This is a genomic window from Vibrio sp. 10N.222.52.C3 (genome assembly GCF_041474195.1).
GTDB lineage: Bacteria > Pseudomonadota > Gammaproteobacteria > Enterobacterales > Vibrionaceae > Vibrio > Vibrio crassostreae_C.
This window is the reverse complement of the sequence record NZ_JBFRTQ010000079.1, coordinates 23,493-35,850: the sequence shown is the minus strand read 5'-3', so window position 1 is coordinate 35,850 and position 12,358 is coordinate 23,493. Positions and strand designations below refer to the sequence as shown.

Genomic DNA, 12,358 nt, shown 5'->3' with positions numbered 1-12,358 from the left:
TTAAATTGTTAAAGAGCTTAACTTCTTGAGCGTTCCTTTTAAGTAAGGAGCCTCTCGAAGTGGACGGCCATTCTAGCGAATTAACATTCAGTGTCAAACACTTTTTGAAAATTAATTTTTTGTCGCTTTCCGTCTTACTGATTCTTGCTGAAGCCTTGTGGCGTCTGCCGTCTCAGTGGTGTCGCATTATAGGGAACCCTCTCAGCTTAGCAACTACTTTTTCATGAAAAATGAATAAATAGGGGTTAACTGCCTAATAGTTCACCTAAACGTAAAAAAGAGAGCATTTCTGCTCTCTTTTTGCTCAAAATCTAAGGGTATTGTTAGATAAATGCGTAAGCATCAGCGTACATATGGTCACGCTTTGCTTCTTTATTCTGAGTAAATAGGTCTCTTGCAGCGCCCGCCATTTCAAAACGACCTGCAATATAGATATCGAAATCAGCTAATGATTCGAAACTTTGCATAACAGCCTCAAGCACATTACCTGTTTGGCCATGCCAAACTTCCGGTGCTTCTTCTACTACCGGTACAAAGTGCACATTGCTATGCTTTTCTGCAATGCCAACCAACTCTTCTTTAGCATATAACTGGCACTCATCTTTTGCGCCCCAGTATAGGTAGATCTCTTTCGAGCTATTTTGCGCGATGCAGTGATCAAGAATAGAGCGCACGTAGCTGAAACCCGTGCCACCAGCAATAAGTAATAGAGGGCGATCGCTTTCTTCTTTGATCCAAGCATCTCCGTGTGGAGCATCAATCGCAATATCGCCATCTTCAGCTTGTGCCTTCTTCATCGCTTCAACCACTTCTAGTGCGTAAGCGTTGTGCTCGGCAGCACCAATGTGCAGCTCAAGCTCACCTTCGTGGCGGCAAGGGCTACTTGCGATAGAGAATGGGCGCTTATCTTTCTCGCCCATTTCAACCATCAGGTACTGGCCCGCTTTAAAAGCGACCGGTGTTTCTGGGTGAAGTAGGATTTGGTAAGTATTACAAGCCAAAGGCTCGATAGACTTCACTTTACATTTAATAGTCATGTTCTTCCTCTTACTAACCCTTAATCGGCAAAGGTTAGAACTAAATTACTTTCTGCAAATGCTTGGCAAGCAAAAATCCAGCCTTGTTGCTGCTCTTTCTCTGTGAGCATGGGTTCAAGGTGGTAACTCACTTGCCCTTCTAATTTTTTGCACATACACATTGCGCATGCGCCAACTTGGCAACGGTTTGGGAAATAGATATCGCTGTTGAGCGCAGCATCCAAGACCGTTTGCCCTTTTTCTACTGTGAAACTGATGTTTTCTGGGTATAAGACTACTTGGTAGCTCATGAAATTCCTAGCTGTTCCCAGATGCTATCAATCTTTTTCACAACATCAGGATCTTTTGTGATTGGTACACCCCACTCACGCAGGCATTCACCTTCCCACTTATTGGTCGCATCGAGACCCATTTTTGAGTGTCCAGTTTCGTTCTGCAGGAATAACGTATCTCTCGCCGGATCCATTCTTGTCGTTACAGCCCAAATGATGTCATTCCAATCACTCACATTGACATCGCCATCACACACGATAACAAACTTGTTCTCATCAAATTGAGACCAAACCGCTTCCATGATTTTCTTACCATTACCGGCAGCTTGCTTATCAATAGACACCACAACCATGCTGGCATTGTCGTTTTGCAGGTGAACATCAATAATTTCAGGATGAACCTTGGTTAACTCAGCCAAGCTACCCTCAATATGTTCACTATTTACAGGTGCTGTTTGGACATCTGGCGATAACGCTAACTCTGCGTCCCACTTCTTAGTAATATCTAGACCCATCTTAGAACCTAACCCAACCACGGGTGATGCAAAATCCAATGAATCGATTGGCGTGTGCTCTATCATCAAGCTATCGCGTGACGGATCCATATGTTCACACATAGCAGCGGTCACTTGAGACCAGTCTCGTGCATTTACATCTTCATCGCACACCAATACAAACTTGGTGTACATGAATTGGCGTAAGAAAGACCATACACCCATCATCACTCGCTTAGCGTGACCTGGGTATTGCTTCTTCATGGTTACTACTGCCATTCGGTATGAACAACCTTCAGGCGGTAGATAGAAATCTTCAATCTCTGGGAACTGCTTTTGAAGAATAGGAACAAACACTTCATTTAACGCAACACCCAATACCGCAGGCTCATCAGGTGGACGGCCAGTATAGGTGCTGTGATAGATAGGGTTTTCGCGCATGGTTACATGAGTAACAGTGAACACATGGTGCTTTTCTTTCTCGTTGTAGTAACCAGTATGATCTCCGTAAGGCCCTTCGTCCGCGAACTCATTCGGGTCGATGTAACCTTCCATCACGATTTCCGCACTTGCAGGAACGTCTAAATCATTGCTGATTGATTTAACAACCTCAGTTTTACTACCGCGTAGTAAGCCTGCAAACGCGTATTCCGATAAAGTATCCGGCACTGGCGTAACCGCACCAAGAATAGTGGCAGGGTCTGCTCCAAACGCTACAGAAACTGGGAATGGTTTACCTGGGTTAGTTTCCATCCAATCACGCAGATCAAGCGCTCCGCCACGGTGGGCTAACCAACGCATAATGACTTTATTCTTGCCGATTTTTTGCTGGCGATAGATGCCTAAGTTTTGGCGTTTCTTATTAGGACCGCGAGTAACCGTTAATCCCCATGTTAGCAATGGCGCGACATCGTCGGCCCAACAGCTCATCACGGGGATTTTATCTAGGTCGACGTCATCACCCTGCCATATCACTTGTTGGCATGCCGCTTTACGAAGACGTTTAGCTGGCATATTTAAGACTTGCTTAAACACCGGCAGTTTATCAAGAGCATCTTTAAAGCCTTTTGGTGGCTCAGGTTCCTTTAGATAAGCTAACAACTTACCCACTTCACGCAGTTCTTTCACTTCCTGACGACCCATACCAATAGCCACACGATTAGGTGTACCAAATAGATTGGTTAAAACAGGTATGTCATAGCCTATTGGGTTTTCAAACAAAAGAGCCGGGCCACCAGCACGTAGAGTACGGTCGCTAATCTCGGTCATTTCATAGTCTGGATCGACTGGGTGAGAAATGCGTTTCAACTGACCAATACTTTCAAGATGGTCGATAAAATCACGTAAATCTTTAAAACTCATAGGACTTCTACATGCTGATTATTCTGCGCTCAGTATATCAAAAAGGGTGACGCTGAGATCCCCCTTTTTAGTGTGGTTATTGAGAGGCAAAATCCACTTTACGGTAATGCTTGCTCGATCAAAGAGCTCTTCACCTGAGGGTTATCATTGACGAGATCTTGCAACCATCGCGTATGACCTTGTTTGGCGAGTTCACGCGCGACTAAAGGCGCTTCATCAGCAATCGCCATCCTAGAGACAAGGAACAACTTCACCTCTTCTGATAATGGGTTAACCTTGGTAAGCAAAGTAATCGCTTCATCTTTCAAGCGCGGGTTCTTAGTCGCTGCCATAACCTGTTCAAGCGCGAACGTTTGTTTGGTTTCAGCAAGGCGGACTAGCTCAGCTTGGCTATGATAATCGGCCTTCATTCGCCATAGAATTTTGTAGACCTCTGGGTCTTCGCTCACTTGCGCTAATCGAACCACCACCTCAGTAGAAGGTAACCAGCTAACAATAGAAGATGCAGTGAGTTGCTTAGTTAGGTAATCAACCGCTTCAGGAGACAAACTGTCTAGCTCTCTAATGAGCAATGCTTCTCGCGTTTGAACTTGATGTTCAGATCCAGATAACCACTCTTTTAGGTCGAGTTCCTGTTTCTCTGCATCTAACACAAACACCAATGTCTTCTGATCTTGACGCCATTGTTTAATAAGGCGATTAGCAATTGAAGGGTAATTAAAGGCAGGTACCGTAAACTCATAGCCATCTCCACGCTCTAAGACTTGATAAGTGGGCGTGATAGCAAGTTGCTGCTCAATGAAGATAGACATCTTGGGTGTGAGTACGATTTTTTGCTGTTCAAGCTTCTTCAAAAGTTGGTAGCGAGCCACCTCTTGCTGGGGAAATGTCAGGCGCTCAAGCGCAAAGCGTAGCGAATTGACTTCGTCACGTACGACAAGCTCGAGTAGTTCAGCAGTTTTCAGTTTTACTTGATCATTCTCAAGCCAAGACTCTACTGTAAGTGGAGACATCTCGGTGGCATAGCTCATACCAACCGGTGAAAATAACAGTGAAGTAGACAGGAGTAATGATGACAACAGTCCATGTTGCATTTTAACGTCCTTGTAACACTTTTGCTCATTCTGCAAGCTGGCGCTACAAAATGCAAATAAAAAGCGCCACCCGAGGGCAGCGCTTATTAAATACGATCAGCTAATCAATATTACTGACGACGCATTGCGTCAAAGAACTCATCGTTCGTTTTCGTCATTGCTAGCTTGTCGATAAGGAATTCCATTGCGTCGATTTCGCCCATTGGGTGAACAATCTTACGCAGGATCCACATCTTCTGTAGTTCATCGTTCTTGGTAAGAAGCTCTTCACGACGAGTACCAGAGCGGTTGAAATCAATCGCTGGGAATACGCGTTTTTCAGCAATCTTACGGTTAAGGTGCAGTTCCATGTTACCTGTACCTTTGAATTCTTCGTAGATAACTTCATCCATCTTAGAACCAGTATCAACCAGTGCTGTTGCGATGATCGTTAAGCTACCGCCTTCTTCTACGTTACGTGCCGCACCGAAGAAACGCTTTGGACGATGTAGAGCATTCGCATCAACACCACCAGTAAGAACTTTACCTGATGAAGGAATCACAGTGTTGTAAGCACGAGCTAGACGAGTAATAGAATCCAGTAGGATAACTACATCTTTCTTGTGTTCAACAAGGCGCTTCGCTTTCTCGATAACCATTTCTGCAACTTGTACGTGGCGAGATGCTGGCTCATCGAATGTTGAAGCAACTACTTCGCCTTTAACTAGACGCTGCATTTCTGTTACTTCTTCTGGACGCTCATCGATAAGTAGAACCATTAGTTCACACTCAGGATGGTTACGTGCAATGCTTTGAGCAATGTTTTGCAGAAGCATTGTCTTACCCGCTTTAGGCGGAGCAACAATCAGACCACGCTGACCTTTACCAATTGGAGATGCAAGGTCAAGAATACGAGCCGTAATATCTTCAGTCGCACCATTACCCGCTTCCATCACCATACGTTCGTTAGCGTGAAGAGGAGTAAGGTTTTCGAAAAGAATCTTGTTACGTGCGTTGTCTGGCTTGTCGTAGTTAACCGTGTTTACTTTAAGCAGTGCAAAGTAACGCTCACCGTCTTTAGGTGGACGGATTTTACCGCCAATAGAGTCACCTGTACGTAGGTTAAAACGACGAATTTGGCTTGGTGATACGTAGATATCATCTGGGCCAGCCAGGTATGAACTGTCGGCGCTACGTAGGAAACCAAAACCGTCTTGAAGAATTTCTAGAACACCATCACCAAAGATGTCTTCACCACTTTTTGCATGCGCTTTAAGGATGGAGAAGATAATGTCTTGTTTTCTTAGGCGAGCTTGATTTTCAAGACCTAAGCTTTCGCTAAGTTTAACAAGCTCAGACACAGGTCTGTTCTTCAGTTCAGTAAGATTCATAGTGGTGGAAGTTTGTTTAGTCAAAATAGGATCTGTTTTCTTAAGTTAAGAAGGATTTGGTCACAGGATCGACCAAGAAGAGAAATTCGTTCAATTAACGTGCGATAAATTAGCACTAAAACTAAGACTAGTCCATAGCTTAGAAAAAACAAAACCGCGCATTTGTTAACTGCACGGTTTCTTTTCAAATGCTGACCTGATTAAAGGTTAGCGTCTAAGAACTCTTTAAGTTGAGTTTTAGATAATGCACCAACTTTAGTCGCTGCTACGCCGCCATCTTTGAAAAGAAGTAGCGTTGGAATACCGCGAATACCAAACTTTGGTGGAGTACCAGCATTTTGGTCGATATTTAATTTACCGATTGTGAGCTTGCCTTCGTACTCGTCTGCGATTTCATCAAGAATCGGCGCAATCATTTTACATGGACCACACCATTCTGCCCAAAAATCAACAAGAACAGGGCCTGCAGCATTGATTACATCGTTATCAAAACCGTCATCAGTTAGCTGCAAAATCTTATCACTCATCTTCCACTCCAATGTATTTTTTAGAACTGGTTGGATGATAACCAGTAAATAGATGCCCTATTGGAATGTATTTACTTTCGTATTGCAAGCTTAAGCTGATATTCTATAGCAATGAAAAAGACGCATATCACAGAGCAAAAGTTCGCCGACTTGGATTTACTTCCGCAAGTCATTGAAGGATTGGAGAAAAAAGGGTTCGATTATTGTACCCCTATCCAAGCCTTGGCGCTCCCGGTACTGCTCACCGGCCAAGACATTGCAGGCCAGGCCCAAACGGGTACTGGTAAAACGCTTGCGTTTCTTACTGCTACTTTTAACCACCTGCTAAAAACATCTGAGCATGAAGGGCGTAAGCCTAACCAGCCACGTGCGATTATTATGGCACCAACGCGTGAACTCGCGATTCAGATCTACAACGATGCTGACTCTCTGGTTGAAAGCACAGGTATCAAGGCAGCACTTGCTTACGGTGGCGAAAGCTACGACAAGCAACTAGGTAAAATCGAAGAAGGCGCAGATATCTTAATTGGTACGACTGGCCGCATCATCGATTTCTACAAGCAGAAGGTATTTAACCTTAACCACATTCAAGCTGTTGTTCTTGACGAAGCTGATCGCATGTTCGATCTTGGTTTCATCAAAGACATCCGCTTCTTGTTCCGCCGTATGCCTGAGCCAAAAGATCGCCTGAACATGCTGTTCTCTGCGACATTGTCTTACCGCGTACAAGAGCTAGCGTTCGAACACATGCACAACCCAGAGCATGTTGTTGTTGAGCCAGAGCGTAAAACAGGTCACCGCATTCAGGAAGAGCTGTTCTACCCATCAAACGAACACAAAATGGCACTGCTGCAGACTCTAGTTGAAGAAGAGTGGCCAGAGCGCGCTATCATCTTCGCTAACACTAAGCACAAATGTGAGTCTGTTTGGGGTCACCTAGCTGCAGATGGTCACCGTGTTGGCCTGCTAACTGGCGATGTTCCTCAGAAGAAACGTGAAAAGATTCTTGAGCAATTCACTAAAGGTGATGTTGACCTGCTTGTCGCAACCGACGTTGCAGCACGTGGTCTACACATTCCTCAAGTAACACACGTATTCAACTTCGACCTACCTGATGACTGTGAAGATTACGTTCACCGTATCGGCCGTACAGGTCGTGCTGGTGCAAGTGGTCACTCGATCAGCTTTGCTTGTGAAGATTACGCAATCAACTTGCCACCAATCGAAGAATACATTGAGCACGCGATCCCTGTGTCTGACTACGATGCTTCTGCACTGCTAGAAGATCTACCAGCACCATTGCGCTTACGTACACGTAACCCGCAACAACGCCGCTCAAACAACAATGGCCCACGCAACGGGAACCGTAAACCAAACCAGAACCGTCGCCCACGCCAACCGCGTCATAACAAGGAAGCTTAGTCGCTTATGAGTCAAACAGTGTCACCCCCGCTTTACGCTGCAATCGACCTCGGGTCGAACAGTTTTCATATGCTCGTTGTGCGTCATATCGATGGCAGCGTACAAACCATGGCTAAAATTAAGCGCAAAGTGCGTTTAGCTGCAGGCTTAGATGAAAATAATGCGCTTAGTACAGAAGCCATGCAGCGCGGTTGGGACTGTTTGAGTCTCTTTGCAGAGCGACTTCAAGATATTCCGAAAGAAAATATCCGCATTGTCGGTACAGCGACCCTACGTACTGCTATCAATGTGGATATATTTCTAGAGAAAGCGAACCAGATCCTTGGTTACGACATCAATGTTATCTCCGGAGAAGAAGAAGCTGCGACTATCTATAAAGGCGTAGCACACACTTCTGGTGGCAGCGGCCGCCGACTGGTTGTTGATATTGGTGGCGCAAGCACCGAGATGATCATTGGTGAAGGCTTCTCAGCGAAAGCCCTAACCAGCCTAAAGATGGGCTGTGTTACTTGGCTTGAGCGCCACTTTAAAAACCGCCAATTAACCGCTACCAACTTTAACAACGCCATTGAAGCGGCGAAGTCGACGTTGGCTCCTATCCTAGATAGCTACACTGATATCGGATGGGATGTGTGTGTGGGCGCCAGCGGTACCGTTCAAGCACTGCAAGAGATCATGTTGGCGCAAGGCATGGATGAAGTGATTACTCATGCCAAACTTAAGCGTCTACAGAAACAAGCGATGATTACTGAGCGCTTGGAAGAGCTAGAAATCGAAGGACTTACCCTTGAACGCGCATTAGTGTTCCCGAGTGGCCTTTCTATTCTTATTGCTATTTTTGAGCTGCTTGAAATAGATTCAATGACACTCGCAGGCGGCGCACTCCGTGAAGGCCTAGCCTACGAGATGGTTGATGAGCTACGCCAAGAAGATATCCGAGCGCGTACCATTAAGAGTGTTCAATCACGCTACCAAATGGACGTAAGCTACGGTGAACAAGTAGCAGTAGTCGCACAAACGCTGCTAGACCAAGCGGGCGCCGAAGCGTGGGTTTCAGAACCTCAAGCTGGTGTGCTATTGCAAACGGCAGCTAAGCTTCACGAGATTGGTTTAACCATCGATTTCAAAAAAGGCGGTGAGCACAGCGCTTATCTGCTGCAGAACTTAGACCTACCTGGCTTTACTCGAGCGCAAAAGCACTACTTGGGTGAGTTAACTCGTCGCTACCGTGAACAGTTAACCTCATTACCAGAGCAACACGCTATCTCAGGAACCAGTAGCAAGCGTATTTTACGTATTCTGCGTTTAGCTATTTTGCTGACCCACCGTCGTAACCCAGCGCTAGAGCCTGAGTTCAAACTGACGACGAATGACAACAATCTAACCCTAACGCTTTCTAAGCAATGGTTAGCTGACAATCCGCTGACCGCTGCAGAGCTAGAGATCGAGTCGAATAGACAAACCGATATTGGCTGGCCATTGAATATTAAATGCCTCTGATATTAGTATCTGACGCTAGAAATTAAAAAAGCCCAAGTTAATAGACTAACTTGGGCTTTTTCTTATCGCTGCATTAATGCTTTGTGTTACAAATCTCAAACTTAAGCGTTCACGCCTGTCGCTTTAAAGTCAGGGTTCACTGCGGTTAGCTTTCTAACAATGTAGTTAAGAAGCACGCCGTACATAGGCACGAACAAGCCTAGGCTGATGATAAGTTTGAATCCGTAATCGACTAAAGCAATCTCAGTCCAATGCTCGGCCATAAATGGATCTGGGCTTTGATAGAAAGCAATCGCAAAGAAAGCGATGGTATCAATGGCATTACCGAATAGCGTTGAACATGTTGGGGCAACCCACCACTGTTTAAGCTGACGCAGACGGTTGAAAACATGCACATCTAAGATCTGACCCAGTAAATAAGCCATGAAGCTCGCCGCGGCGATACGAGCAACAAACAAGTTGAACTCACCTAATTGGCTAAAGCCTTGGAATGAACCTTCAAAGAACACCACTGACAAGAAATAAGAAACGGCCAGCGCTGGTAACATCACTAAGAAAATAATTTTACGGGCAAGCTGCGCGCCAAAAATGCGTACGGTCAGATCGGTCGCTAGGAAGATAAACGGGAAAGTGAAAGCACCCCAAGTGGTGTGCATACCGAAGACGGTAAAAGGTAGCTGAACCAGATAGTTGCTTGACGCAATAATCACCAAATGGAACAAAACTAATAGTGCTAGGGCTTTGCGCTGTTGCGCAGGGGTAAAGTTACTCATGCTGTACCTTTTTAGTTTGGTTTGGGGGTGAGGGAACCCAAATCGAGTCATTTCTTCGAATAATCCAAGAAAGCTCTTACCAATAATGTGAATTAAAAATGTTTCTATAATTTGCTCTATTGAGCGGCGGGCGATTATACATTAATCAATATTGGCTGCAATGGTGAGAACAAACGCAAACGTTTATCCTCACTTTTATTGGTGAATAGCGCTAGAAGCTGTGCTTTAGAAGCTATGCCTAAAGTTAAAAACCGCGCTTGAAAAGCGTCGCGAGATAATCAAACTCTTCTCGGCTTTCTTCCGCGTTTAACGACTCAAACCAAATTGATTCACTGTAATGCTCAGACTTTAAGAACATTCGACAATCTTCAAAATCAATCAACCAAGAGTGCATATCGGCGTCCCATTGTTTTTCAACAACAGACGCTGACAGCAATGCCACCAGCTTTTCACCTAACACTTCATAAGAATCAAAATCAAAACTTGGAGACGTAATCAATAAACGCCCTTCCTCAGCCAGATACTCTCTTAAGCCAAATTCTGTTTGTGTTGTCATGTCCCTATTAACCTTATTCTTTTTCTATTAGTTAGACGTTTCTTGCAAACTAGCCGTGTGTGGTGATGTGTTCTTGAATCAGATCTAGGAATGGGTCTGCGTACTTATCCAGTTTACGTTGACCGACACCGTTGACTGCCAGCATTTCTCCGTATGAAGTAGGTAGTATTTCAGCCATATCAATCAAGGTCGCGTCACTGAATACCACATATGGTGGCAAGCCATCTTCATCAGCAATCGACTTACGCAGCTTACGCAGTTTCGCAAACAGCTTCTTATCGTAATTCTTGCTGCTTAACTTATCGGACTTAGCATTACGCACCGCTGTATCTAAACGAGGAACAGCCAATTCCAAAGACATCTCACCGCGCAGCAGCGGGCGGGCTTCTTCTGTTAGCTGTAAAGTTGAGTTACGAGTGATGTTCTGGAACAGCAAGCCTTTATGAATCAGCTGACGGAAGATACTGATCCAGTAATCATGACTGTGATCGCGGCCAATACCGTAGGTAGATAGCTTATCGTGACCATTATCGCGGACACGGATGTTCTGCATGCCTCGCATTACTTCGACCACGTAGCCCATACCAAATGACTGATTCACACGGTACACACAAGACAACGCCTTCTGTGCTTCTTGAGTCGCGTCAAAGTGTTTTGGTGGATCTAAGCAGATATCGCAGTTGCCACATTGCTTCTCGCGATATTCGCCAAAATAGTTAAGCAGAACCTGACGACGACACGTTTGCGCTTCAGCAAAGGCACTCATCGCATTCAGCTTGTGCATCTCAACTTGTTTCTGTGGGCCTTCTTCTTTCTCATCTAGCATACGACGCAGCCAACCCATATCAGCCGGGTCAAACAACATCATCGCTTCAGCAGGCAAACCATCACGACCTGCACGGCCTGTCTCTTGATAGTAAGACTCGATATTACGTGGGATATCAAAGTGCACCACGAAACGTACGTTGGGTTTGTTGATGCCCATACCGAAAGCCACAGTCGCGACCACGATCTGAATATCATCGCGTTGAAAGGCTTCTTGAACGTAAGCACGCTCATCGGTGTCCATACCAGCGTGATAACCCGCGGCGCGAATACCGTTATTGCACAGCTTCTCGGTCACCATCTCCACTTTCTTACGGCTACCACAGTAGATGATGCCGCAATTGCCCTTTTGTGTTTCTAGGTAGCGAACCACCTGTGACACGGGTTTGTGCTTCTCAACCAAGTTGTAGCGAATATTAGGGCGATCAAAGCTGCCTAAGTAAGTATGCGGGTCCAGGAGCTGTAAGCGCGAGATAATATCTTTGCGCGTCGCATCATCAGCGGTTGCTGTGAGCGCCATGTAAGGCACATGCGGGAAATACTGTTTAAGCTGACCTAATGATGCGTATTCAGGGCGGAAGTCGTGACCCCATTGAGAGATACAGTGCGCTTCATCGACTGCAATCATCGAAAGCGGTAAACCTTGAAGACGCTCGATAAAATCACGCATCAACACACGCTCTGGTGACACATACACCATTTTCAGCTGACCTGAGTTCATACGATTGAACACATTCAGCAATTGGTCACGTGGCATTGAAGAGTTAATACACTCAGCGGCAACACCATTGGCCTTCAATTGGTCGACTTGGTCTTTCATCAACGAGATCAGCGGTGAGATAACCAGAGTCAGCCCTTCACGAACCAAAGCCGGAATTTGGTAACACAGAGATTTACCACCACCGGTTGGCATAATCACCAAGCTGTCTTTGCCTTCAACGGCCAAATCAATGACCTCTTGCTGACCATCGCGAAAGCTTTGATAGCCGAACACATCTTGCAAGATGGTTTGCGCATCATTCGCGGGAGTTGGTATTTGCTCAGCAATCAGAGTGGCGGTCATTGTGGTTCCTAATCGAGGTATGAAATCAGCAAGCATCTTCGGCAAGCAAGTCGCACATTGTAG

11 protein-coding genes are annotated in these 12,358 nt (G+C 45.4%); 2 read left to right on the top strand and 9 right to left on the bottom strand.

The annotated features are described in order from the left end of the window. Positions 1-323: 323 nt before the first annotated feature. The 6 genes from fre to trxA form a co-directional block, all read right to left on the bottom strand. Entirely contained in the window at positions 324-1,037 is a 714-nt protein-coding gene (fre, locus tag AB4517_RS12990) for an NAD(P)H-flavin reductase (RefSeq protein WP_017059251.1), read from the bottom strand. Positions 1,038-1,057: 20 nt separating this feature from the next. Continuing rightward, positions 1,058-1,327, bottom strand: a complete 270-nt coding sequence (locus AB4517_RS12985) for a 2Fe-2S iron-sulfur cluster-binding protein (protein ID WP_008224727.1) — start codon at positions 1,325-1,327, stop codon at positions 1,058-1,060. Continuing rightward, on the bottom strand, positions 1,324-3,165 hold the full coding sequence (ubiD, locus tag AB4517_RS12980) for a 4-hydroxy-3-polyprenylbenzoate decarboxylase (RefSeq protein ID WP_372112892.1): 1,842 nt from the start codon (positions 3,163-3,165) through the stop codon (positions 1,324-1,326). Before ubiD ends, AB4517_RS12985 begins: the two co-directional genes overlap by 4 nt. A 98-nt stretch (positions 3,166-3,263) precedes the next feature. Next, positions 3,264-4,259 (bottom strand): hypothetical protein, encoded by a 996-nt coding sequence (locus AB4517_RS12975; protein WP_017059249.1) that lies wholly within the window; start codon positions 4,257-4,259, stop codon positions 3,264-3,266. 110 nt (positions 4,260-4,369) lie between these two features. Continuing rightward, entirely contained in the window at positions 4,370-5,629 is a 1,260-nt protein-coding gene (gene rho / locus AB4517_RS12970) for a transcription termination factor Rho (protein WP_017062978.1), read from the bottom strand. Positions 5,630-5,829: 200 nt separating this feature from the next. After that, on the bottom strand, positions 5,830-6,156 hold the full coding sequence (gene trxA, locus AB4517_RS12965; protein WP_010440700.1) for a thioredoxin TrxA: 327 nt from the start codon (positions 6,154-6,156) through the stop codon (positions 5,830-5,832). 111 nt (positions 6,157-6,267) lie between these two features. Between trxA and rhlB the strand changes: the two genes are divergently transcribed. Then, the gene (rhlB, locus tag AB4517_RS12960; protein ID WP_017062979.1) at positions 6,268-7,578 is read left to right on the top strand and encodes an ATP-dependent RNA helicase RhlB; all 1,311 of its coding nucleotides are present in this window, start codon (positions 6,268-6,270) and stop codon (positions 7,576-7,578) included. 6 nt (positions 7,579-7,584) lie between these two features. Next, a complete protein-coding gene (gene gppA / locus AB4517_RS12955; RefSeq protein WP_017062980.1) occupies positions 7,585-9,078 on the top strand; it encodes a guanosine-5'-triphosphate,3'-diphosphate diphosphatase in 1,494 nt (497 codons plus the stop codon). Positions 9,079-9,179: 101 nt separating this feature from the next. On the opposite strand, the gene AB4517_RS12950 is transcribed toward gppA, so the two are convergent. The 3 genes from AB4517_RS12950 to recQ form a co-directional block, all read right to left on the bottom strand. Beyond that, positions 9,180-9,851: a 7-cyano-7-deazaguanine/7-aminomethyl-7-deazaguanine transporter gene (locus AB4517_RS12950; protein ID WP_017061333.1), complete on the bottom strand. Its 672-nt coding sequence runs from the start codon at positions 9,849-9,851 to the stop codon at positions 9,180-9,182. 244 nt (positions 9,852-10,095) lie between these two features. Continuing rightward, positions 10,096-10,407, bottom strand: coding sequence for a DUF3630 family protein (locus tag AB4517_RS12945; RefSeq protein WP_017061332.1), 312 nt, complete (start codon positions 10,405-10,407; stop codon positions 10,096-10,098). A 49-nt stretch (positions 10,408-10,456) separates the two neighbouring features. Continuing rightward, complete coding sequence (recQ, locus tag AB4517_RS12940) at positions 10,457-12,295, bottom strand: ATP-dependent DNA helicase RecQ (protein ID WP_017065746.1); 1,839 nt, start codon at positions 12,293-12,295, stop codon at positions 10,457-10,459. Between the last annotated feature and the right edge of the window lie 63 nt (positions 12,296-12,358).